This is a genomic window from Acidobacteriota bacterium, from assembly GCA_016715115.1.
Classification (GTDB): Bacteria; Acidobacteriota; Blastocatellia; order Pyrinomonadales; family Pyrinomonadaceae; genus JAFDVJ01.
The window spans coordinates 1613630-1638129 of record JADKBM010000016.1 but is presented as its reverse complement, the minus strand read 5'-3'; the positions used below and the strand labels follow the sequence as shown (position 1 = coordinate 1638129).

The 24500-nt window shown below is 55.0% G+C and carries 21 protein-coding genes, 1 tRNA gene and 1 pseudogene; 5 read left to right on the top strand and 18 right to left on the bottom strand.

Going from position 1 to position 24500, the window contains the following annotated elements:
* Window positions 1-102: 102 nt before the first annotated feature.
* The 4 genes and pseudogenes from IPN69_24930 to recF all read right to left on the bottom strand — a co-directional run bounded on the left by IPN69_24930 (window position 103) and on the right by recF (window position 4364).
* Window positions 103-1314: pseudogene (locus IPN69_24930) on the bottom strand (DNA gyrase subunit B).
* A 390-nt stretch (window positions 1315-1704) separates the two neighbouring features.
* Window positions 1705-2256: a thioredoxin domain-containing protein gene (locus tag IPN69_24925; GenBank protein MBK8813955.1), complete on the bottom strand. Its 552-nt coding sequence runs from the start codon at window positions 2254-2256 to the stop codon at window positions 1705-1707.
* Between the two features lie 171 nt (window positions 2257-2427).
* Entirely contained in the window at window positions 2428-3261 is an 834-nt protein-coding gene (locus tag IPN69_24920) for a HEAT repeat domain-containing protein (GenBank protein ID MBK8813954.1), read from the bottom strand.
* Window positions 3258-4364, bottom strand: coding sequence for a DNA replication and repair protein RecF (gene recF / locus IPN69_24915; GenBank protein MBK8813953.1), 1107 nt, complete (start codon window positions 4362-4364; stop codon window positions 3258-3260). Before recF ends, IPN69_24920 begins: the two co-directional genes overlap by 4 nt.
* Before the next feature lie 124 nt (window positions 4365-4488).
* Between recF and IPN69_24910 the strand changes: the two genes are divergently transcribed.
* The 5 genes from IPN69_24910 (at window position 4489) to mscL (ending at window position 7450) form a co-directional block, all read left to right on the top strand.
* Entirely contained in the window at window positions 4489-5013 is a 525-nt protein-coding gene (locus IPN69_24910; GenBank protein MBK8813952.1) for a TlpA family protein disulfide reductase, read from the top strand.
* 183 nt (window positions 5014-5196) lie between these two features.
* Window positions 5197-5649: a hypothetical protein gene (locus tag IPN69_24905; GenBank protein ID MBK8813951.1), complete on the top strand. Its 453-nt coding sequence runs from the start codon at window positions 5197-5199 to the stop codon at window positions 5647-5649.
* Window positions 5615-5699 (top strand) — tRNA-Ser (locus tag IPN69_24900). Before IPN69_24905 ends, IPN69_24900 begins: the two co-directional genes overlap by 35 nt.
* An 84-nt stretch (window positions 5700-5783) precedes the next feature.
* Window positions 5784-6791 (top strand): phosphate acetyltransferase, encoded by a 1008-nt coding sequence (gene pta, locus IPN69_24895; GenBank protein ID MBK8813950.1) that lies wholly within the window; start codon window positions 5784-5786, stop codon window positions 6789-6791.
* A gap of 236 nt (window positions 6792-7027) precedes the next feature.
* Window positions 7028-7450: a large conductance mechanosensitive channel protein MscL gene (gene mscL, locus IPN69_24890; protein MBK8813949.1), complete on the top strand. Its 423-nt coding sequence runs from the start codon at window positions 7028-7030 to the stop codon at window positions 7448-7450.
* A 3-nt stretch (window positions 7451-7453) separates the two neighbouring features.
* On the opposite strand, the gene IPN69_24885 is transcribed toward mscL, so the two are convergent.
* From IPN69_24885 to IPN69_24820, 14 genes are all read right to left on the bottom strand, one after another.
* Complete coding sequence (locus tag IPN69_24885) at window positions 7454-8020, bottom strand: 5-formyltetrahydrofolate cyclo-ligase (GenBank protein MBK8813948.1); 567 nt, start codon at window positions 8018-8020, stop codon at window positions 7454-7456.
* A gap of 6 nt (window positions 8021-8026) precedes the next feature.
* Complete coding sequence (locus IPN69_24880; protein ID MBK8813947.1) at window positions 8027-8467, bottom strand: nuclear transport factor 2 family protein; 441 nt, start codon at window positions 8465-8467, stop codon at window positions 8027-8029.
* Window positions 8468-8564: 97 nt separating this feature from the next.
* Window positions 8565-8753: a hypothetical protein gene (locus tag IPN69_24875; protein MBK8813946.1), complete on the bottom strand. Its 189-nt coding sequence runs from the start codon at window positions 8751-8753 to the stop codon at window positions 8565-8567.
* A gap of 19 nt (window positions 8754-8772) precedes the next feature.
* Entirely contained in the window at window positions 8773-9882 is a 1110-nt protein-coding gene (gene mnmA, locus IPN69_24870; protein ID MBK8813945.1) for a tRNA 2-thiouridine(34) synthase MnmA, read from the bottom strand.
* A gap of 117 nt (window positions 9883-9999) precedes the next feature.
* A complete protein-coding gene (locus IPN69_24865) occupies window positions 10000-10746 on the bottom strand; it encodes a ceramidase domain-containing protein (protein MBK8813944.1) in 747 nt (248 codons plus the stop codon).
* An 18-nt stretch (window positions 10747-10764) separates the two neighbouring features.
* Entirely contained in the window at window positions 10765-11877 is a 1113-nt protein-coding gene (locus IPN69_24860; GenBank protein MBK8813943.1) for a hypothetical protein, read from the bottom strand.
* 90 nt (window positions 11878-11967) lie between these two features.
* A complete protein-coding gene (locus tag IPN69_24855) occupies window positions 11968-13098 on the bottom strand; it encodes a hypothetical protein (GenBank protein MBK8813942.1) in 1131 nt (376 codons plus the stop codon).
* A 166-nt stretch (window positions 13099-13264) separates the two neighbouring features.
* Window positions 13265-14218 carry a MoxR family ATPase gene (locus IPN69_24850; protein MBK8813941.1) on the bottom strand — a complete coding sequence of 318 codons (954 nt, stop codon included), beginning with the start codon at window positions 14216-14218 and terminating at the stop codon, window positions 13265-13267.
* Window positions 14219-14302: 84 nt separating this feature from the next.
* Entirely contained in the window at window positions 14303-15055 is a 753-nt protein-coding gene (locus IPN69_24845; GenBank protein ID MBK8813940.1) for a sulfite exporter TauE/SafE family protein, read from the bottom strand.
* 59 nt (window positions 15056-15114) lie between these two features.
* On the bottom strand, window positions 15115-16605 hold the full coding sequence (locus tag IPN69_24840) for a DUF4350 domain-containing protein (protein ID MBK8813939.1): 1491 nt from the start codon (window positions 16603-16605) through the stop codon (window positions 15115-15117).
* 106 nt (window positions 16606-16711) lie between these two features.
* Entirely contained in the window at window positions 16712-17749 is a 1038-nt protein-coding gene (locus tag IPN69_24835) for a DUF4129 domain-containing protein (GenBank protein ID MBK8813938.1), read from the bottom strand.
* On the bottom strand, window positions 17746-18858 hold the full coding sequence (locus tag IPN69_24830; GenBank protein MBK8813937.1) for a hypothetical protein: 1113 nt from the start codon (window positions 18856-18858) through the stop codon (window positions 17746-17748). The genes IPN69_24835 and IPN69_24830 overlap by 4 nt, the downstream gene beginning before the upstream one ends.
* Before the next feature lie 127 nt (window positions 18859-18985).
* Window positions 18986-22726 (bottom strand): TonB-dependent receptor, encoded by a 3741-nt coding sequence (locus IPN69_24825; GenBank protein MBK8813936.1) that lies wholly within the window; start codon window positions 22724-22726, stop codon window positions 18986-18988.
* A 306-nt stretch (window positions 22727-23032) separates the two neighbouring features.
* Window positions 23033-24442, bottom strand: a complete 1410-nt coding sequence (locus IPN69_24820) for a sigma-54-dependent Fis family transcriptional regulator (protein MBK8813935.1) — start codon at window positions 24440-24442, stop codon at window positions 23033-23035.
* Window positions 24443-24500: the final 58 nt, after the last annotated feature.

The following is a 24500-nucleotide window of genomic DNA, read 5'->3' as shown; positions in this document are numbered from 1 at the left end:
GTAGCAGTAGTTCTGTTTGCCCGACTCTTGTTCCTCGATCAACTCGAGGAAACTGAGCCTTCGCCCGTCAACAAGCGCCACTTTCGTGTCGCCGGAAAAACAACCGCCGGCACTGTCGCCTTCGACGAGGTAAATCTCTGAAAGCGCAGGATCCTTTTCCTGACAATCGGCGAGTTTTCCGGGAAGCGTCGAGGTGCCGAGCGCGGATTTGCGGACGATCTCGCGGGCCTTGCGCGCGGCTTCGCGGGCGCGGGCGGCATCGACGGCTTTGCCGACGATCTTTTTGGCAACGACCGGATTCTGTTCGAAGAACTCGCCGAGCTTTTCATTGAGGAACGACTCGACCGGCCCTTTTACCGGCGAGTTGAGCTTGCCTTTCGTCTGTCCTTCGAACTGCGGCTGCGGGATCTTGACCGAGATCACCGCGACCAGTCCTTCGCGGACATCGTCTCCGGAAAGCGTTGTTTTCGAATTCTTGAGCAGGCCCGAACTCTCGGCGTAGGCGTTGATGGTTCGAGTGATCGCGCCGCGGAATCCGGAAAGATGCGTTCCGCCGTCGACCGTGTTGATGTTGTTCGCGAACGAGAAGATCTTTTCGTCGTAGCTGTCGTTGTATTGCATCGAGACCTCGACCGACAATTCGTCCGAGATCATTTCAAAATAAAGCGGTTCATCGTGGAGCGGCGATTTGTTCTTGTTCAAATGCTTCACGAATTCGGCGATTCCGCCCTTGTAATAGAATTCGTGGGTCTTCTCTGGGACTTCGCGCTCGTCTTTGATGTGGATGCGGATGCCCTTGTTCAGGAACGCCTTTTCGCGAAGGCGCTCGGAGAGCTTGTCGAAGCTGTATTCGGTGGTCTCGAAAATATCGCCGTCGGGTCGGAACGTGATCTTCGTGCCCCGGCGCGACGTTTTTCCGGTTTCTGCGAGCGGCGCCACGGGAATTCCGACCTTGTATTCCTGCTCGTGAGTCTTGCCGTCGCGCCAGATCTCGAGCTTCAGCCATTCGGAAAGAAAGTTGACGCAGCTGACGCCGACGCCGTGAAGTCCGCCGGAGACTTTGTACGAGTTTGAGTCGAACTTTCCTCCGGCGTGAAGAATCGTCAGGACGACCTCCGCCGCCGACCGGCCTTCCTGCGTGTGAATGTCCGTCGGAATTCCGCGGCCGTTATCGATGACCGTGATCGAATTGTCGATGTGAATGGTAACGTCGATCGTATCGCAATATCCGGCAAGCGCTTCGTCGACCGAGTTATCGACGACCTCGTAAACAAGGTGATGGAGCCCGATCTCGCTGGTCGAGCCGATGTACATCGCCGGACGCTTTCGGACGGCGTCGCGGCCTTCTAAAACTGTGATTGAATCAGCTCCGTATTCTGATTTTGGTGTAGTCAAGTTTGTACCTCTTGGTCAGTATTAAGGTTGAGTAACGAAAAACGGTATTTTACCATTTTTGAGTCAATAAAAAAAACGGGAAAAGGCAATAAATATCTGATCGTCAGCGAGTTTTCGGGGTCCCGTTCTCGATCTCAAAAATGCTCGCGCCGGAGCCGAACCGATCGATAAAACTGTCCTTGGAAGTGGTCACGAAAGTCTGCGTTTTGTCGTTCAGGAATTCGAGCAATTGACCGATGCGATCGCTTTCGAACTGAGCTACGAGCCGCTTGGGGTTTTTTGAAATTGGCACGAAGTCGTACGCGGGTGCTATCTTTGTTTCTTCAACTTCCTTTCGATGAAATCCGGTAGATTCTGATGATCTTCAAAACTCAGAATCTCTCCGTTAACTATCACCGTGGGCGTCGAATAGATTCTGAGCTCGGTCGCGCGTCTAACATCAGCGGTTACTCGGTTCTTGACGAAATTTCCTTTGAGATCGTCCCGGAACATATCCGCATCCAGCCCGAGGTCCTTTGCATATAGTACAAATCTCTCGACTACCATCGCATTGTACTCTGGCTTCGGGTCCAGCATTGACATCGGTAAAACATCCCTTTTTCTTAAGTTCCGTCTCCGCACCCATTCCGATTGGCGACCAAGCAAAACTTGAATCATCTCCCAGAACTTTCCTTGGAGCCCAGCTGCCTCGACGGCACAGGCCGCAAGAAATGCATCTCGGTGAATTTGCATCAATGGCCAATTTCGGTAGATTACGGCAACTCGCTGACCGAATCTCCGCTCAATTCCGGTTAGCAACTCCGAAGTGAAAAACGTTGCGCACGACGGACACTGAAGATCGATAAAGACCTCAACCGTCACTTCCGGGTTTGATCCGCCTTTCCGACGTTCCGGAAAGGCGCCCCGCACTTCATCTTGACCCGAAGCCGAAATGAAGAACAAGCCCATCAGGATTATGCAAAATGCGAAAATTCTCAACCGGAACATAGTTCTGATTTTACCACCGATCGAGCTAGAAAGGCGGGCAATCGATCAATCGCATTCCGACGACAGGGAACAACAATTCTCCAAGGCAGTATGCAGCAATTCTCGATCTATGTCCCACCATGTTTCGATCGAACGCAACGGCGCACATATTCGCGGATCCCCAAGTTCCGCCGCAGCTTCAATCGCTAGAGTACCGACCTCGCCGCTTCGTAATTCTTCGATGAGGGGCTCGAGGACCCGTGGGTCGCGGCGGAGCGCAAGGCCGACGAGCGCTTCGCCGCGAGTTTCATCGTGCGTCTCGCTCCCAAGCTCACTGATTCGTGCAAAGAGAGCGTCACGAATCGCTGAACTGTCCAACGCGGTCATCGAACCGAGGCCGAACGTCGCCCAATTTCGGACGTCGACGTCAGGATCAGCTGATAATTCTATAAGTGCTTTGATTTCTTCGTCATCGTCAATGCAGAGAAGCCCATGGGTTACGTTAAAGCGAACGATTTCACTTGGGTGTTTAACGAATTCGAGGACTTTCTCTCGCGATTCAGCCGTATTCATTCGGCCTAACGCATTTAGGGCTGCCGACATGGCCAGTATTTCATCCTCCGCCTGCGCGACCCTTAATGTCGAATCCAGGACCTTGATCAACAATTGAACCGATTCAGCACAATACGGCTTTTCTTCACCTCCAAGTTGTCCCAGAATGTCCGCCGCCAACTCGATCGCGTTTGGATCGAAGCTTTCGATAAGTCGTCGCGCCGCGTCGAAAACCTCACTATTTCCTCGGTTATGAAGTTGTGCAACGTATGACCAGCGAACGTCAAAATCTTCTTCCGATCGCGCGCTTTCGATAAGTTCCGCTGTCGACATTTCGAAAAGATTCATCTTTGGAAATCCTTGGCAACGCCTCCTGATACTTGAAAAACCTTCGAACCCGCGCCGAATCGATCGACAAAACTGTCTTTGGACGTCGTCACGAAAGTCTGTGTTTTGTCGTTCAGGAATTCGAGCAATTGACCGATCCGGCCATAGTCGAGTTCGGCGTCGATATCGTCGAGCAGGAACAACGGATATTCCTGATTTTGTTCGAAATAAACCGAAACGGTGGCGATAAGCAGGATCAAAAGCGCGCTTCGCTGCTGGCCGCTCGAACCGAATTTCCGAAGATCGAGTCCGTCGAACGTGACCTCAAGATCGTCGCGGTGGGTGCCGACGAGAGCGTGGCCGCTCGCGAGTTCGGCCTGAACGCGGAGTTTCAGGCGTTCATCGATGAGCGCGGCGTAATCGCTGAGATCGCCTTTGCCTTCAAGCGACGATGCGTAACGGATCGAGATCTCCTCGCGGCCGAACAGCTTTTTCTCGAGCACGGCGTTGAGCCGTTCGACAAACCGCACGCGCGCCTTGTGGATGCGGGTCGCGAGGGCGACGAGCTGCTCGTTCCACGGTTCGAGAAGCTCGCCGGTCTTCTCAACTGGGTAGCCTCGGTCCTGAGCGGTTTGAAGCAGCGAGTTCTTCTGGCGAATGACGCGGTTGTAATCGGTCAGGGTCTGGACGAACGGCGGGAAGATCGAGACGATTCCGCCGTCCAGAAACTTGCGGCGTGCCTCGGGCGTTCCGCGGACGATCTCGAGTTCGTCGGAGTTGAAGACGACTGCGTGCAATTCGCCGAGATAGCGTTGGATCGTCTCTTTCTTGCCGTTAACGGAGAGGATCTTTGCGTTTCCCTGAAGCGCGACTTGCAAATTGTGGCGGATTTCGGCACTCTTCTTGACGACCCCCCGAACGATGGCGAGTTCTTCGCCGAAGCAGATCGATTCCGTAAGTTTTTGAGTTCTGAACGATTTGGCCGTTGCCAGCAAGTAAATAGCCTCGAGCCAGTTCGTTTTGCCTTGACCGTTTTCGCCGAAGATGATGTTAAGTCCCTTCCCGCATTCGATCCGCCCGTTGAGGTTGCGGAAGTTCTGCGCTTCGAGCGATTCAAGCAACATAGGCAAATCTTAACATAAACGACGGATGAAGATTATTTCCCGTTTTCAGGAATCGTGTTTGATTAGAAGTTTATAAATAATAGAGTTGAACAATGTTCAACATATATCAAACACGATAGTCGCAATGAAATTCACCCGAAGTTTACAAGTTTCTTGTCTGATCCTGGCCGCGGCGGCGGGGATCTTTGCACAGCAGAACAAACCGTTGGCGGAGAACTTCAGCGGCGCAACCCTGGACGGGCAGACGGTAGAACTTGAAGCGCTGCGAGGCAAAGTCGTGGTGATGACTTTCTGGTCGACGAAATGCGCGATCTGCGTTTCGGAGATTCCGAAACTCAATCAGATCGCCGCAAACTACAAGGAAAAGGACGTTGTCTTTCTTGGGTTGACGACCGACAATCCGACGCTCGTCGAGAGTTTTGTCAAAAATCGCCCCTTCAATTTCAATCTTATGCCGGGAAGTTTCGGCGTGCTCCTGAAATATGCCGACCGCGATCGCGCGGGGAACTTGAATATGGGCTTCCCGGCGTACTTTGTCATCAATCAAACCGGCGAGATCGAGCTGAAAGCGAGCGGTTGGGACAAGACCAACGCGGTTAGTTCTCAGGTCAATCGTTTGTTGGCCACGGGCCAGGCTAAAGTCGAATAGGAATTCCGACCTCCTCAATGCTTTCCGCGGGCGAAGCCGTTTCACTTCGCTCGCGGATTTTTTTCGTCCATTTGTCACGTCATGTTCATTTCGCCAGAAGTTCGCGTTAAAATCTAAATCCAACGAAGTTTCGACCAATTGACTCACAAGCTTCGCTAAATCACATTCTGGGGGCCTCAAGAAATGAACGATGAAAAGGAAAAGGAAGGTCATCGTAATGATCCAAAAGAGAAACAACGGGAGTTCATGCGCCAATATATGAGAGCTTGGCGTAGACGGAGAAAAAATAGTGCAAACTACGATATCGAGCACGAGCGTAGAAAATGGCGTGAACAACATCGAAAAGTGCGCGAAAAGGCAATGGAGCGCTTGGGCGGCACGGTGTGCGTAAATTGTGGTTGTGACGAGTTCCCGATTCTTGAAATAAACCATATCAATGGCGGCGGGCGTCAGGCGCTGAAGACTACACAAAATCGCCAGCTGTATCGGGCGAGAATGAATGACAAAATAGATCTGAGTGAATATAATGTCCTGTGCCGAATTTGCAATGCGCTTCATTACGTACAGGACGTGTTGGGAATTGAAGGCCACCAGGTTACTTGGAGAGGTCGCATAATGGTAGTGCAGCGGTCTTGAAAACCGTCGCCCGTGAGGGCATGCAGGTTCGACTCCTGTCCTCTCCGCCACACTTTTTCCGAAGCCACGCAGTTGCACGAAACAACACGAACAGCGTCGATCGTGTGATCCGTGTGAAGCGTGGCTTTTCAGCAATTATGATTCTCGAAAAGATCCGCGCAAAAGCCGCTTCCGACATTCAGCATATCATCTTGCCGGAAGGCGAGGACGCGCGAACAATCAAAGCCGCCGAGATCTGCGTTCGCGAACGGATCGCGAAGATCACGCTGATCGGAAGCGAAGAAAAGATCCGCGAAACGGCGGCCGAAACGGGATCGAATCTCGCCGGGGTTGAGATCGTCGATCATCGAAAGGCGCACGAACGTGTGAAGATCGCGCACCTCTATCACGAGATCCGTCGCGCCAAGGGCGTGACGCTCGAGGAGGCTGAAACCGCCGTCAAGGATCCGCTTTACTACGGCAATCTGCTCGTCCGGCTCGGCAAAGCAGACGGTTCGGTCGCGGGTGCGACAAACACGACGGCCCAGACGGTCGCGTCCGCGCTCAGATGCATCGGCGTCCGCGCTGGATTTCGGACCGTATCTTCGTTCTTTTTGATGGTCGTTCCGGACAAGAGATTCGGTGCGGATGGCGCGATGATCTACGCCGACTGCGGCGTCGTCATCGACCCGGACGCAGCGGAACTTGCCGAGATCGCGGTCGCTTCCGCCGATTCGTGCCGGGCGCTTCTCGGCGTCGAACCGCGCGTTGCGATGCTTTCATTTTCGACGAAGGGAAGCGCGAAGCATAAATCGCTCGACAAGATACTCGAAGCCGTAAAGACGATCAAAGCGCGGATGCCGGAACTCGTGATCGACGGCGAACTTCAGGCCGACGCGGCACTCGTGCCGTCGGTCGCCGAATCGAAGGCCGAAGGCTCTGCCGTCGCCGGTCGCGCGAACGTCTTGATCTTTCCAGACCTTAATTCCGGAAACATCGCTTACAAACTCACCGAACGCCTGACCGGCGGAACGGCGATCGGCCCGATTCTCCAAGGCCTCGACCGCCCGTGCAACGACCTTTCCCGCGGCTGCAAAGCCGAAGACATCGTCGATGCCGTTGCGATCACGGCGGTGCAGTCACAGGCTCGGAAGTTGGTTTAGCAGCGAATATCACGAATCACACGAACTTCGATCTGTTTTTGTTTCGTGTCGTTTCGCGGTTTTTCGGGGCCAGCATTTTCGCCATTCGTGGCCTTAAATCAAGAAAAAAACTTCTTTGTTTTTGGTCGACTTTTCCAACAGACCATCCAAAACCTCTTAGATGTTGACCTTGCGGCCGAGATGTTCTAAGTTTCTCGCATGCCCCGTAATTAGAAATCAAAAGAGAGGAAATGATTATGTGGAAGGAATTTAAGGCTTTTCTCGGTCGGGGAAACATTCTCGATCTGGCAATCGCGGTCATTATGGGCGTGGCGTTCGGCAGGATCGTCTCGACATTCACCGAAGGGATCATTATGCCCGTCATCGGCGCGATCTTCGGCGGAACGGACTTGAAAACGAAGTTCATTGACCTCAGCGGCAAGCTCGCGGCCGGAGCTACCGCCGAGCAGATCGACGCCGCCGTCAAAAAGGGCGAACCGTTGCTTCGATACGGTCAACTGATCAGCGATGTTCTCAATTTCGTGATCGTCGGATTCGTAATGTTCCTGCTCGCCAAATGGGCGATGGGTTACTTTGCGAAACTCGCGGCCGATACACCGAAACCTCCGCAGGAAGCGCTCCTTGCGGAGATCCGCGATCTGCTGAAAGAAAAGAAGTAATCGTCAGAATTCGAATAGCTCGAACGGCGTCAGGCAGAAATCAAGCCTGACGTCGTTTTCAGTTACATCATCGATGTTTTCCACAGGTGGAAAAAAACTGATGCCGACCTTCACACAATCGTCGCGGCAAGCTGTCAGGAATCGATCATAGAAACCCTTTCCGTAACCGACGCGGTGTCCGCGAAGATCGAAAGCAAGTAGCGGAACGATGACGAGGTCGATCGATCTTGGATCGACAAATCGATCGTCGATTGGTTCCGGAACGTTCCAATTGCTCAACCGCAGCGTACTGTCGGAATCGTAAAGGAGTGTATCGAGGCGATCGCCGTTGACGCGCGGAACGGCGATCGAGATGCGTGGGTGCTCACGCCGGATTCTGGCTATCAAGGGTCGCGTGTCAACCTCGTTTTTGGCCTCAATCGACAAAAACAGGTGAAGGTATCTGATCTCGTCCAATTGAAAATGACCGAAGAAACGTCCGGCGATCCGGTGGGATAGATTGCTTCGTTTGGACGAGTTCAGCGCTTTCAGATTCGAAAGTCGACTCTTCCGAAGTTCGCGTTTGTTCATTCCGAACTATTTGCCCGCTTCCTTCGGCTCGGCGTAGAACGTTTTATTGATGATCTTCCATTCGCCGTCGATCTTGAGCAACGACATATAATCGGTAAATTTCACAGCCGGATAATCGAGCGTGATTCGCGCGATTGCAGAATTTCCGCTGATCTCGATCGTATCGATCGAACGCTTGCGTTTCGCTTCGTCATCAGCAGCCTTGCCATTGAAACGAACTGCGAATTCCTCGGCGCTCAAGTTAAGCAGCTTTCCATCGCGAAAGGCGTTGATGCGAGCGTCCTTATGAAATGCAGCCCGGATGAAATCGGGGTTTCCGGTCGCGTGGCCCTTGATGTAACTCTCCAGCGGTACGCGAACCTTCTCCTTCTCATCGGCGAAGGCTTTGTAGCCAAATGAAAGTCCGCCGATTCCAATCAAGACGAAAAGTACGATCAGTTTTTTCATAATGTTTTGATTACGTATGATTACGAAAAAAGTTGTTGCGATTCAAGAAACACGCGAGGCATTGCCCCTATTTGGTCGCGAAGACGCCGTCAGAATCCTATCCGCGTTTCTTATTCGGACGCGGTTTGATCGCTCCGCTCGTTTTGACCGACGATTCCGCCGGCTTGAATTCCTGATCCGCCTTTGTATCGATGATCGATTTTGAGGTCGCGAGAAGCTTCGAGTCTTCCAAAATCTTCTGTGCCGCGCGTGCGGCCTTGCTCGGTCGCTTTTTTGTTTGTGCCATTTGTTTTCTCCTCGTTTAACTAGTTCTTTTCAATCCATCCGCCGCCGACCGTTTCTTCGCCGTCGTACCAGACCGTCGCCTGGCCCGGAGTTATCGCCGCCTGTGGTTCGTCGAAAACAATTCTTGCGCGGTCGCCGGGAAGCGCGTGAATCGTCGCCGACGCGGGTTCGTGGCGGTAGCGGATCTTCACCTGCGCGCGAACTGCTGCCGACGGTGTGTCGAACGCAACCCAGTTGACGCCTTTTGCGATGAATTCGTACGCGTCGAGTTCTTCTTTTTCGCCGGCGATGATCTGATTCTTCAAACGCTCGATCTGGACGACATAGAGCGGTTTCTCGTGCGCGATCCCGAGTCCGCGACGCTGACCGATGGTGTAACGGTGAATGCCGGTGTGCTCGCCTATCTTCTCGCCTCGAGTGTTGACGATGTCGCCGGGTGCCGGAAGTTCTTCGCGCCGATCTTCGTGTTCGAGATATCGATCGATAAATCCGGAGTAATTGCCGTCCGGCACGAAGCAGATCTCCTGCGACTCCTGCTTTTCGGCCGTATAAAGATTGGATTCCCGAGCGATGTCGCGGACCTCGGATTTCAACATCTCGCCGAGCGGAAACAGCGATCGAGAAAGCTGTTCCTGATTGAGCTCCCAGAGGAAATAGCTCTGGTCTTTCCAGTGGTTCTTTCCGCGAAACAATCGGTAGCGGTTTGCCGCCTCATCGTATTCGACACGCGCGTAATGCCCGGTCGCTACCTTTTCGCAGCCGAGACTGAGCGCCATCTTGTCGAGCGACGCGAATTTCAGGCGCGAGTTGCAGGCGACGCAGGGGATCGGCGTTTGGCCGCTCAGATAACTCTGTACGAAAGGTTCGACGACGTCGCGCTCGAAGTCCTTTTCGAGGTTCAGCACGTAGAACGGAAACCCGAGGCTTTCGGCCACGCGCCGCGCGTCGTAAACATCGTCAAGCGAGCAGCATCGCGACGGCAAAGGCTCGCCGTTCTCGTCGGTGTTGATCTGACGACGCTGATTCCACAGCTGCATCGTAAATCCGACGAGTTCGTGTCCCTGTTCCTTCAACAGCGCGGCGGCCGCCGACGAATCGACGCCGCCGCTCATTGCGACCGCGATCTTCATAGATTTTATGATAACAAATTGAAATCAGGATTGCGCACGCAGCCGAAATCCGTAGGGCGAACCGAACGCGGGCGCGCTGAGAAACGAAAATGCGAGATCGGCGGTCCGGAAACGCATTTACATTGGCGATGCTCGTCTTTCACGAATCATCTGCCAGATGGCGAGAACCCCGATCGCCGATAGAAGGTGCTTGATCGTGTGGCCGCTGACGATCGAGCCGGTCGCGGCGAAGACCTGATCATCCCACGTTTCGGTAAGTTTCGCGGCGACATAGAAAACCAGCGCAACCAGCAACAGCCAGCGATGTGAAAAACGGCCCGGAAAGATGATCAGCACGAGCGGAACCGTCAGTAGCGGAACGACCTGGACCCAGGCGTAGAAACGCAGATCGTCGAAATGGTACCAATAAAAAACGCTTGCCGCGCCAGTCAAGAGTGCCGGTATCAAAAGCATACGCAGTCGCTCGCCGACGTGTTCGGACAGAAGCGCCACGAAGAGTCCCATAAAACCGATGGTCATCGGCAGACGATCCCAAACGAGCGTCCCATTGTTTGGATTCCAGTGATACCAGCCTGATCCGACACTGACAAGAGCGACGCCGACGAACAGAACGGTCCATTCGATCCCGGCGCGGGTTCTGAAACAAGCCCGCAGGCCAAGAATTCCGACGATCAGAAACGCTAAATTCGACGCGACGTCAAGGAAGTTCGGGATTCCGAGAAATGGACGTTGATCGGCGAAATCGTGATAGGCCGGATCTTGGCCGAATTTCGGGATGAAGAAGATCGCGGCAAAAGACAAAACGATGATCGCGATCAGAACCATCTCGCGCCAACCAGGTTGTTGCGGTTTCGTTTCTTCCATCGCGAGCATTCTACAACATTAACCGGCCGCGAAAAACGGGCGCAGAATCGGCTTTGCCGCTTCCGCATACGCGATCGAACCCGCCTTGTTCACGTGGGCGACCGATGCGAGCTCGCACAATCGGACGGAAAGCGGCCCAAACGGCTTGTATTTGATCTCGTTGAAGACTTCCGGACATTTCACCAGGCGCTCTGCATATATGTCGTCCTCGGGCCGATTGTCCTTGTCGAGCGACCACAGGAGACTGTTCGGCGTCGCAAAACAAGTCTCTTCCGTCACGGGAGACGGTACGAAGACGACTCGCGGACGCGCCAGCCGTTCATTGGTTTTCGCGACCGCGTCCGCCAGTTCTTTGTTTGATTCGTTGAACCACAAACGCGACCGGTCGGAAGTCGCTTTGCGGACGATCTTCATAAACTGCTTGCTGAATCCGTTGGTCAAAAGCCATTGGAGTTGGTGCGGAAACCTGACCATCTTCATCAGGTATTTCGTGATCTTGTTCATATCGCTCTTCGTTGAAACGATCGGGAAATACGCGAATACGGCAACGACCGCTTCGGGAAAAACATCCGTCACGTGCGCGAGGAGCCGCCCCATTTCCTCGTGGCAATAAGTATGAACAAGCCGCAGGAATTTGCTCTTCTTCATAAACGGATTGATCGCGTTACCGACGACGAGATCGGTGATCCCGCCCGACAGCATCACGAGTTTCACTTTGCGCGGATCGGCGTACTCGCGCAATGCGGTGTCGATCTGTGTCGTGATCGACGGAAATGAGATATCGGCCTCGGGATAGTAGAACTTGTCGGTCGGCTGGCCGGCCCTTTTCATTTTTTCGACCTGCTTGTCGTGCAACCGAATGCGCGCGCCCGAGTGCGCCTTGACGGTGAGATTGATGCGCTGCGAATCGCCGAAGACATCGTTCGCCAGCCAGTCGCGGATCAGCGAGTAGAACTTGTCTTTTTCCTGTAGTCCTTGACCCCAGATGAACGAGTCGCCACCGACCAAGACCTCGAATTCCGAATTGCTTTGGGCAAAGATCGAGAGCGGTGCGATCGATCCGGCGGTGAATGTGAAACCCGCGACGGCTCCGAGCTGTTTGAGAAAGAGGCGACGTGAACAGGCGGTCATGACGACATCCTCCAAGTTGATTGTAGTCCCTGCCGGGGGAGGATGTGAGCGATAAGAAAAGCTGAAAGGTTAATCTATATTGAAGAACTTCTACTTTCTTCCGGCATTCACCAGCGGACCCAGAACTGATTTGATCGATTCGGAGAACAGTCTCGAACCGGCTGGATTCGGGTGGCCGATGGCGGCCATATCGCAGAAACGGATCGGATATTTGAGGCCCGTGGATTTCTTGAGTTCGTTGAGAGTCGGTCCGCAAAACTCTTTTCGCTCGTCATACTGCGGATCCTCTATACGGCCTTTCTTGAGCATCCGGAAAACCAGCAGGTCATTGGTTCCGAAGGTGTTTCCTTCATTGATCGGCGAGTTGATGTAAACTGCCCGCGCCGCGGTTTGCCGCGCGTTGAGTTTATCGACGGAGTCACGCAGTTTGGCTTCTGAGAGTTCCATCCATATCCGCGAACGCTTGATCGCCTTTTTCTTGATGATCTTGAAGAATTGCTTTGTCAGCAGGTTATTGACGACCGGCTTCAGCGGCCGCGGAACCCCGTAAGCTTCGAGCGTGAAATTGAACAGATCGTGCGCCGGCGTCTTTGGCGAGATCATCGGATAATAGCCGATTACAGCGATCAGCGCGTTGGGGAAGAGCGTCGCCGCGTGTCCGAGAACCTCGGTCATCGAACCGGAGCAATACTTGTCGATATCGCGGCGCAACTGATCGTTGTCGCCGAAAGGATTAAGCAAAGCGGCGACTGAAATGTCGGTTATACCGCCCGAAAGCATAATCAGTCGGATCGATTCGTTTGGCGTGTTCGCCGCCGCGTATTCTTTGGCGGCCAGATCGAGTTGCGTTTTGATGCTCGGAAAACCAACGTTTATCTCCGAGTTGTAATATTTGGTTTCGTCCTTTCCGGCGGCTTGCAACGCCTTCAGCTCGTTTTCGTGCGGAGTCAACGTTGCTCCCGAGTGCGCCTTGACCTTCAAATTGACGGGAACCCGTTCGCCGAAAGCCTCGGTTTCGAGCCAATTCTTGGTCAACGTGTAAAACTTGTCCTTTTCCTCAAGTCCCTGTCCCCAGACGAGCGAATCTCCGACGACGAGAAACTCGAACGGCGTTGTCTCGGTCTGAGTCTCAAAACCGGCAAAAGTGCCGCGTGCCGCAAGAAAAACAGCCGGCAACGCTCCGAGTTGTTTCAGAAAATGACGGCGCGAAAGATCGTTCATCGTAACGTTATAATCCTCGGAATCGTGGTATTTCGGATTTCGGATCGCCCAGGGGGCATTGGAGAATCTGTTCCGGACACATCGATGTTCCTTGTCCGGCAAACCAAGCTCCCAGGTAATTACACTCAGAATTTACTGCAAATTCAGCAGTTGTCCTAATCAAACGCTATCGCGGAACTTCAACGCCTTTGATGATGTCCGCGATCACGGCATCGGTCGTCGCACCGTCGAGTTCGGCTTCGGCGCGAAGCGCGAGTCGATGGCGCAAAACCGGAGCCGAGACGTCGCGAATGTCATCCGGAGTCACGAAATCGCGACCGCGGATCGCCGCCAGTGCTTTTGAACAAAGCAGCAGAGCGACTGCCGCGCGCGGACTCGCACCATAAAGAATCGTCGGGTGACTGCGGGTCTTGCGGATGATGTCGACAATGTATTTCTGCACGCCGGGTTCGAGGCGCATCGCGCGAACCTCGGCGCGGCAATGTTGAATCGCGGCGACATCCGAAAGCGGCACGACATCCACGTCCTCGAGCCGGCGCGAGTTGAAACCCTGATCCCAGCGGGCGACGATCTCGAGTTCGGCCTCGACCGGCGGATAATCGATGTTTATCTTTAGCAGGAATCGATCAAGCTGCGCCTCGGGCAGCGGGTATGTTCCTTCATACTCGATCGGATTCTCGGTCGCGAGCACGGTAAACAGAGGAGAAAGCTGGAATCGTTCGCCGTCGATCGTCACCTGGCGTTCCTCCATCGCCTCGAGCAGCGCCGCCTGAGTTTTCGGCGGGGTGCGGTTTATTTCGTCGGCCAGCAGAATGTCGGTGAAGATCGGCCCGTGTCGCAGGCTGAATTGCGACGTCTGCATATTGAAAACGTTGGTGCCGGTAACGTCCGACGGCATCAGGTCCGGCGTGAACTGGATGCGTGAAAAATGTGCGCCGATGATCCGCGCAAGCGTCTTGATCGTGAGCGTTTTCGCGGTTCCCGGAACGCCTTCGACGAGCGCGTGGCCCTCGGCCAGGAGCGCGACGAGAATCTGTTCGATCGGATCATCCTGTCCGACGATGACCTTGCGGAGTTCGTTCAGGATATGAGCGACGGTTTGCGGTGTGTAAGTCAGCATATTTGGGATTTGGGATTTGGGATTTCGGATTTGCCGGGCAAAGTTGTGCCGGGAAGTAAGCTTGGATCTCGATCAATCCAAAATCTAAAATCCAAAATCCAAAATCGTCTTAAGCGCGAGCGCGAGAACGACGATGACGAAGATCCGTTTGAGCCAGACGTCGCTCATCTTCGTGACCGTGTGCGCGCCGATGTACGCGCCGGCGAACATCGAGGCTCCGAGAATCAGTCCGAGCCTGTAATCTACTAAACCTTGCCACATAAAAACGGCGGTGGCAATCGCCGATGAAAAGACGTTGATGACCTTCGTCGCGGCGACCGATTCGCTGAACTTCATTCCGAATAATCCAACGAAAACAGCCGTCAGCATCGTCACATAGCCGCCGCTGTAGAGACCGCCATAAACTCCGAGCGCAAACGTCAGAACATAGACCAACGCGGTCCGCGACGATGAGGCTTCGAACTTTTTGACGCCGGCGTTCCGGTTCAGCAAAGTAAAGACCGTGACCACGATCATCGCGATCGAAACGATCAGTTTCAGCCCGCCGGGCGCGATCAACGAAACAAGTGCCGCTCCGATCGCCGAAGCGACGACCGTGATCAGGATCAGCGGCGTCACGGTTTTGCGTTCGATCGTACCGCTCCGCAAAAACGGAATCGTCGCGCCGATGCTCATAAACGTCAGTCCGAACATATTCGTCGCGACCGCGACCCTTGGATCGATGCCGAACTGAAACATCACCGGCACCGTGACGAGCGAATTGCTGCCCGTGACGACGCCGACGATGCTCGTCGCGAAAAAGAGCAAGATCAAGGTGATTAACTCAAATGTGCTCATTCAGTTGACGACGGTATCCGACTTTGTGCGGGAGGAACGCCCCAAGCTCCCGCCAGCCGCTACCTTTCACCCGCATTCTTTTTCCTCCGTTGCAGCCCCAGGTTCTCTTCGATTTCGCGCAAGCGCTTGGTCAGTCTCAAAACTTCTTTCTTTCCGGTGCGGTCGCCGTGCATCACATCCTCGCAGCGCTTCATCACCGATTCAACTTCGTCGGCGTTCTCATCCGGCAGGCGTTCGACGATCAGAAGCGCCAGGTTCCTCCGGCTAGCCGTAAAATTATCGACGCCGACAAGGCGCGCGACGCGACGCCGGAAATCCGTGTATATGTTCTCGACGGCAATGTCATAACCGTTTGTTCGTTGCTGGAGTTCGGCCATTGCCGAAACGTACTCCAGTTTCGAAAGCCGGTTCGGTTCGGGCTCAGGAACTGGCCGCGCGAAACGCCGGCTTTGGGAAAAGAACACAAGACCGATCAGTAGCGCGATCTGCAAGAACATCGCGATCACGGGCGTACCGTCAAAGAACTCGAAAAAACGGTTGCGGTTCGACCCGTAGCCCTGATGATACTCGTCGAATGCGATCGTTCCGTCCGATCCGACCAGATTCACGGCCAAAGCAGCATTGTCGGCGATGCTGATCCCGGCATTTGAAACGATATACGGGTCACTGAGAAAAACTATCCGTCCGGAACCGAACGGAACGTCGACGACGATGTTCTTCCGGTCATTGGCGAAATGCACGACCGGCGCGGTCAGCGCGACGGTCGTCGTCGAATCTTCCGTTTGAACCGAGTAGTCTTCATTTTGAGGATTGCTCCGATCAGGCGTTGTTGCGGCCGGTGCTCCGAGCTTGTCTTTGACGGTCTTCAACGGTTTCGGCGTCGGCATTCCGCTGAAGTCTTCTTCGTCATCAGTCGGCGGCGTCGGATCAAAATCGACCGGAGCGTTGCCGCGGCCGTACATCATTTCCTGAACTTCCGGATTATCAATTCGCCTGACCTCGATCGAGGTCGCGAAACGAGACGGCTGAATGGCGTTAACGCCGCGCGTGTATACGGTCGGCTGCGACGGCTTCGCGGCCTTCGTGCCGAGAGTCATTTCCGGCTGGTTGTAAGCATCGGTGTCAAAGAACGGCTTTTCGAAACCCTCAAGCGTGATCTCGTAATTTGCGGTCGTCTTCGCCAGCGAAACGGGTGGATTTCGGTCAATTATCACCAACCGGCGGCCTTGCGAGACCCAACGGAGAAGATCCTCGATCTCCTTATCGCTGTATTCCTGACGCAAACTCCCGATGACGACGAACGTCGATGGCGAACTCCTGTTGTCCAGCTCAGCCGGCGGCTCGATCCAGCGCACAGGCTTGCGGCCGGTTTCGTTGAGAAGATCGAAAAACGCACGTGATCCGGTCGCACCGCCGTTGAAAGTCGAACGATTCGGCAGCATTTCGCTGTCGGGCAACTTCTCTTTTTGCGTATACGACGCGGCGTTCAACCCGATCAGCACCGCGATCAGGATGAACAATCCGACAAGAATGAAAAGTCGTTGACGCATATTTCGCGTGGCCCCGGAGTTTCGCCGGCCAGCCGGATCTTCGAATCGCAGGTTCGGACGATTGACTGTCACCGCCTGAGGGCGGAACTCAGAACATTGCCCAACGCTACTGTTTCGCCGTTTCTATCGTCCGCTTGTATCCGTTGCGGAACTCCTCCCATTCGACCGGCGTGACCTCCTCGAATCCGTACCAGTGACGCTCGAAGCTGTTGGTCATTCCGTTCATATTCTGATGAAGCGGGGCGTGTTTCCGGACGTCGCGCAGATAGTCTCGGTTGGTTTTGTGACGCGCGAGTCCGATCAGCTTCCGATCGCTCAGATCGCAGAGCAGCGCGACGTAGCCTTTGCGGACGGCGCCGCGCAGATTGCCTTCGCGCGCAAGCCTTTCGGCTTCGCCAAAGAGCGTTCCGGCATCCTCATTTCCGGCGATGCGTTCGCCGAGGATGACTCGATCTTCCTTTTCCTCGCGTTCGAACCGGCGCAGCTTCGAGGCGAGAAACGGCGCGAACTTGTAGAGCATAAAACCGACCGCGCCGATGATCACCGCGTAAAGCAGGATCTGCAGCACGAGGGACGTCGAGCGCATTCCTTCACTTGCGCCCTCGGGCACCTGCATTTCCGGAAAATTGTCGTTGAGCCAGCGATCGATCGCCTTGCGGATGCGGTCGAGCCAGCTTTCTTTCGGCGGTTCAGGCTTCTGAAACTCGATGCGCTTGAGGATTTCGGCGAGCTTCTGTTTGTCGGCGTCTTTTGAATTGCCGCCGGCGACGGAACTCTCGAGCTCGCCGATCTTCCCAACGACCGCGGCGAGTCTTTCGTCGATCTCGTTGAGAACGTCGATCCGCTTCGCCGGAGACTGTTCGATCTGCGCGAGTTTTTCGAGTACCCAACGGTTGTCGATCTCGACGCTCGTTCCGTCAAAGTCGATGCGCCTGAGTTTGGATTCGGGCTTTGCAAACAGATCCCGAATTTCGGCTTGATGTCCGCGGAGAGACACTTCGTCCACGCCATCTTCGGCCATCACGATAAGTTTATCGATCTTGATTCGCGCATCGCCGATCGCGTTCCTGTAATCGGTCAGCGTCCCGCCGAACGCCGAAGCGGCAGCGATCAAAAGGACCAGCGATGAAAGGACGAACTTCATTTCAGACCGAGAGTCGTAAAAGACGATTTCCTTTCCGGCGTGTATTCCGGATTCGTGACAATGCCGTGAGCGAGCGCCGGCTGCAGGGGATTCACGAAATCCTCCGGAACCGCCGGGATCTCGCCGAGCCGGCGGGCCGCCATCAATTCAATGTCGTAGCCTTCGTGGCGGACGCGTTCATCAACGTAAAGCAAACACAGACCGATCATCCAGACCGGCAAAAGCAAGATCATACTCGCTTGCCAGATGAACTGATTGGCGATCTCGTACCACGCCGGAACCGCGTCCGGATCGACCGCAAAGCGCAAGATCTCGACGCCGTTTACCCACGCGTACCAGCCGAGCGGAACGTACAACAACGCCAGCGCCGAGTAGATCGCAAGCAGCGTAAAGATCACGAGTCCGGCGAGCCGTTTGACGTTTCCGCTTGCAAGCGACGCGCTCCGGCCGATGGCCGACATCAGCGGCTGGCCTTCAACGAGCATCACTTGCGGCACATATGCGAAGCGCGACGCGAGAAGAAAAAAGACCCAAAGCGTCAGACCGATAAGGACGATCGATAATGCAATCGAGACGATCGTCGTCAGAAAAGGTGAAAAACTGAAAGCCGCGAACGTCACGGCGATCGCCAGAAAGACCAAAATGAGCGCGACGTAGAAAAGAAACAACCCGAACATTCCAAGAACGACCGTGATGATCGTCGAAGCCGCGATCAAGCCCGGAATGCGGCCTTTCACCGTCTTGTAGGTCTCGCGAAAAGTGATCGGTTCCTCGAACAGCAAATGCCTGACGAAGACCCGCGCCGCGCCGCCCATCACCGTCATCGCGGCAATGATCTCGATCATCCAGATGAAGAGATTCCCGAGCCAAAGGAACACGTAGTAAATGAACGTTTCGCCGGGATTGTTGACCGAGTCGAGCGTGAAAAGCGATCGTCCGATCACCGTCCAAACGACTGAGATCAAAGTTCCGGCGAGAATCGGCGGCGCCGCGATCCAAAGAAAGGTCCAAAAGTTCTTGCGGTACAGGCGAATCGCCCGGTCGATGAGGTCACCCGCGCCGAGTGGTTTGAGAGAAAGTTGGGAAGTGGACAACAGAGAGCCGTTCATTAAGATTGGCCTCAGTATATCGCGTTTTCAAGTTGCTTCAAACAAAAAAGTCCGCCGGATCGAAACCCGGCGGACTAGAAGTGATCCGGCGTCAAGAGAAGTTGGCTCTCTTGATGCCGGTCGTCAATTAGAACAAGAAGCGCGCGCCAAACTGCATTACACGCGGAGCAGTCGTCGACGAAATGCGACCAAAGTTGGTGCTGTTGATGTCGAGGAACTGCGCCGGGACGAAGTTGACGTTGTTCAGAACGTTGAAAGCCTCGGCTCTGATCTGTACACGCATCGTTTCGGTGATCGAGAAGTTCTTGACCAGCGAAGCATCCCAGTTGAAGGTCGAAGGACCGTTCAGGAATGCTCGTTCAAGACCGCTCGTCTGACCCGGCAGGTTGTTAAAGAAGACCTGACCGGTAAACGTCGGGGTTCCGAAGCCGTTAGCGCCGCGACCGGTTCCGCCGCCGGCGGTGTTGACCGTTCCGTCAGCATTGCGGCCGATCGCCGTCGGATTGATGAAGAAGATGCCGTTCGCGGTGCGGAAAACACCGAAAAGCTGCTTCAACTCACTCTTCGACAGGCTCGTAAGCGCCGTCTGGCGACCCGCACGACCCGCACGATTAAGCGTTCCGCGAGCATCCGTGATGGTGATCGGCGAACCGCTCGCCCAGCGAACGATGCTTGTTGCCTGCCAGCCGCCGACGAGTACGTCAAGCCAGCCGCCCTTGTTCAGGAACTGCTTGCCTTTGCCGAACGGCAGTTGATAGATCACGTTCAGGTTCAGGATGTGCGTCTGATCGAAGTCAGCTCGCGAAACATCGAGATCCCGATTGCGGTTGTCAAGGAAAGCTTCGACACGGGTCTGCGCCGTTCCCTGTCCGTCGGTGATGGTCTTGCCGAACGAGTAGTTCGCCTGCATTTCCAGTCCGTTCGAGAACCGACGCCGAACTTCCGTCTGAAGCGAATGATACTTCGAAAACGCTCCGTTCTGGAACACGTTCGCGACACCCGTGGCCGGGTTCGGCAGGAACCGAACCGAACCTGCCAACGCGTTCTGGACGTACACGAGCGCCAGATCGGCCGGCGTACCGGCATCGAGCTGTGCCGTGATCGTCGAGTTCGTCAGCAAACCGCCGCTTCCCAAACTCGGGAAGACGGTTAGGACCTGGCTGCCCGGGACGGCGGCGTTGTAGGCTCCGCCGGTGGTGCAGCCTGCGGTCGTGCGGCAGATCAACAGATTTGATCTGGCACGATTGAAGTCAGCGGCAAAGCCATTGTCGCGAATGTCGATCTGGTTGTAGTCGATCGAACGCCACAGGTTGTCGCTCCAGCTTCCGACGTAACGAACTTCGACAGCGTAGTTTCCAAATTCACGCTGGTAACCGAAGTTCCATTCGGCGACGCGCGGGATCTGGATGTTGGGATCGATGGCGAAAACCGTTCCGAAGTTCGAGAACGCGGCAGTGTTGTTCTGCGCGTACGTTCTGCTCGCGAGGAACGTCGGCGGGATGACCGCCGTGATCGTGCCGCCGAGACGGTCGTTAAGCGCCGTCGTGCCGGTTGCAGTGTTGATGGCGCTGGCACCGAAGTTCAGGCCCTGGTTGCCGAGCAACGCGTTGTCCGGAGCGCGAACCGCTTCGTCGTTGACGTAGCTGAAGCGGAAACCGCCGCGGAAGACGCTCTTGCCTTCGCCGCCGAAAAGCCATTTGCCGAAGCCGCTCTTGAAGCTCGGCGAATACGAAGCGTTGACGACCGGCGCGAAGTTGTTGTTGTCATCTTTGAAAAAGAGACCTTCTTTACCGGCGTTGCCGCCAACGAACTGATAAGCGCCTGTCGGATCGAGAATCGCTTCGACCGGATCACGGCCGGGGGCGATGATCGGTTCGAACGCGAGACCGTTTTTCGTTTTGAGGCCGGCGTGACGCTCGTAACGAAGTCCGAGCGTGAGCGTGAAGTTCGGTTGAACGCGCCAACTGTCCTGTCCGAAGAAGGCGAGCGTGTCCATACCGAATTTGCGTCGCTGAGTCGCTCCCGGGACGAAGCCCGAGGTCTGCGTTTCAACGTTGAAGCTCTGCGAGCCGGACGAAATAATGCCGCCGAGCAGCGCGTAGAGCGCGTTGCCGGTGTTGCGTTGAGTGGCGCTGATACCGCCGATGTAAGCGGCGTTTCCGACCGCCGGCGTTGCCGGGGTGTTGACGTTGGTGCCGATGTTGTACGTAGAAACGATACCGGCATCGTTATAGGCATTGATGCCGACGCGTTGGAACTGAACACCGAAACGGAACGAGTGATTCTTCCAGATGTAGTCCGACGTGTTCGACAGGTTGTAGTTGTCCGTCTGGCGTCCCTGGTTCAGGAACGTGACTTCCGGATTGGTGATCAGCGTCGGAACGACGAACTGCGTCGGGGTCGCCTCTTCACGGATGAAATCCGGTCGGCTGAACAAGACTCCGCCGCGGATCTGGTTCGTGAAGGTCGCCCACGGAGTGGTCGTCCACGAAAGCGCGACGCGCTTGTTGATCGCTGGCTGCACAACCGCCGGGATCGTGTTGAACGAACCGTCGATGTCAGACCGCAGGTTATTTTCCTTCGAGTAGTCGAAGACGCCGTTGACGTTGTTCGCATCGTTCAATTGGTAGTCGATACGGCCGGTGAATTGGTCGCGGTCGGTATCAGACTTTTGATTGAAGCGATATCCGGTGGTGTTCAGACCGTCGCCCGCTTCCGTCGTGTTCCCGACCGGCAGTCTCGAAAGAAAGCGGCTGGTGACCGTGCCGTTGATCGCGACCGGCGGGTTGGTGCCGGTGTTCGGAAGGGTGAACAGGTTGACCTGACGCGTCACACCGGCATTGTCGATGTACGTCAGGAGGCCTTGTTTCGCGGCGGCCGTCAAGGTCGTCGTCACCTTCGCGACCTGCGTGCGGAGGCGAAGTCCTTCGTAATAACCGAAGAAGAAAAGCTTGTTCTTGATAATCGGTCCGCCGACGCTGCCGCCGAACTGGTTACGATTCAGGAACGGGCGCGGAGCGACCGGGTCGCCGACGCTCGCGAGGCCGCTGATAACGCGCGGCGACGTGGCCGTCAAACTGCCGGCAGCGTTGTTGAAGAAGTTGTTTGCCGCGAACTTGGAGTTGCGGTTGAAGATGAACAGTTCTCCGCGGAACGAATTCTGACCGCGCGGGGTCACGAGTTCGATCTGCGGACCGCCGAATCCTCGGTCGGCGCCGGCCTGGGTCGTGATCGTGAACTGCTCGACGTTACCCACCGAAGCGCGGCCGGGACTGAAGTCCGTCGCGTTCGAGCGGATGAAGTTGTCCTGGACGTTGACGCCGTCCTGGATGATGTTGGTCGACGAAGTGCGGAAACCGTTGATGGTCGTATTCTGGTTCGGATTCGACGCGGCTCCGGCCTGAAGAAGAATCAGCTGCAGCGGATTGCGTCCGTTGAGCGGAAGCTCTTTGATCTGGCGCTCGTTGATCGTGCGGTTAAGCTCGGCGTTCGTCGAGTTAACTAGATCTTCACCCGAAGTGACCGTAACCGTTGCGGAAACGTCGCCGACTTCGAGTGTCGCCGCAAATCCGTAGTCCGTGCCAACGTTGATGATAACGTTCTTGACGACGCTGGTCTTAAAACCGTTCGCCGTGGTCTTGACGGTATAAGTTCCCGAATTCAACTGCGGGACAACAAATCCGCCCTGTGAATCGGTCGTAACCGTGTATTCTTTACCCGTCTTGTCATCCGTAACAACGACCGTCGCGCCCGGAAGGACGCCGTCCGGTCCGGAGATGGTTCCGACAAGCCTGCCGGTAACCGTCTGCGCGAACATGCTGACGGAAAGGGTAAGGAAAGTGATAACTAAAAGAAATGTCCTTTTCATACCTACTCCTTGATTTTATTTTCCAGAAAAAATCTGACGTTGTCGAAAACTCAAGATCTACAGAGAAATCTGACGTCATCGGATCACTTTCAAGATTGATAGCCGCTAAAATATATGCAACCTGCGTACCAAACGAAGGTCCGAGGAGCGAATCTTTACTAAAAAGTAATTGATTACTGTATTACTTGGCCGAAACCCCTTGTTTGCTCGATAAAACGCTGGTTTTAGCCGCAAGACCAAAAGGGCAGCCATCTTTAAGTTCGGATTTTAATATGAAAAATTGAATTTCCGACGCAGATAAAATGATCAGGCCCGAGCCTGAATATTGTAGGTTTTGATCTTCGAATTGAGCGTTGTCGCATTCAGTCCGAGAAGGCGCGCGGCGCGTGATTGATGGCCGCCGGTTTGTTCAAGTGCGCGCCGGATCAGATCGATCTCGAATTTCTTTACCTCGTCATAGAAATTCACGCCGCGCGAGATATCGATATCGGCCGAAAACCCTTCGGTGTCCTTCATCATCTCGAACGCAAGGTCCGGGTCGCGAACTTCAGGACGCAGGCACTCGATCGTGATCTCATCGGTCGGCGCGATCACCACGGCTCTTTCAATGATGTTCTCGAGTTCACGCACATTGCCGGGATAATAATAAGCCTCAAGCAGCGACAAAACCTCCGGCGCCAGATTCTCGCTCACCTGACGTGCGTTCTCGTCGTTGTATTTGCGGATAAAAAACTGGGTCAGCGGGAGAATGTCATCGCGTCGGTCGCGAAGCGGCGGAAGTTCGAGCGGCACGACCGAAAGCCGATAATAAAGATCCTCGCGGAAGGTCCCGTTCTTGACTGCCTCCTTGAGGTCGACGTTCGTCGCGGCGATGATGCGCACGTCAACTTTCGTCGGCGTCGTGTCGCCGAGCGGCGTGAATTCGCGTTCCTGAATGACGCGGAGCAGACGAACCTGAGTTTCGGGCCGCAAGTCGCCGATCTCGTCGAGAAAGATCGAACCTCCGTCGGCGACATCGAAGAGCCCTTTCTTGGCCGCGACGGCACCCGTGAACGCCCCTTTCGTGTGACCGAACAATTCGGATTCAAGCAACTCCGAGGGAATGTTCGAACAGTTCACAACGACGAACTGTCGCTCGGCCCGCGGACTCGCCTCGTGGATCGCCTTGGCGACAAGTTCTTTTCCGGTTCCCGACTCGCCCGTGATCAGGACCGTCGAACGCGCCGGGGCGACGCGGTCAACCAACCGAAAAACGTTCTCCATTACTTCCGAGCGGCCGATGAACCCCTCGCGGCGAACCGAACGCGTCATCGCCTGGCGAAGCACGACGCGCTCCTCTTCCTTCCGGCGCGTCTTGATTCCTTTCGCCACCATCGCAATGATCTGTTCATTCTGAAACGGCTTTCGGATACAGCCTTCGGCGCCTTTTTCCCAGGCGGAGATCGCCGTGTCAAAAGTCGCGTAGGCAGTGATCATCAGCACGAACGCATCGGCGTCGAGCTTGATTATTTCCTGCAGCGCGGTCAGTCCACCCATTCCGGGCATCGAGACATCCATCAAAACGACATCGTACGGCCGCTCGGAATAGGCTTCGATCGCCTCTTCGCCGTTGCGCGCGAGATCGACCTTATAGCCCGCACCCGAGACGATCGTCTCGAGCACGTCGCGCATGATCTCTTCGTCGTCACAGATCAGAACTGAACCTTTTTTCGCCATAACTCAGGTTGTTAATTGTAAATGGTTAATTGCTAATTGAAAATGTGCCGACCAACGA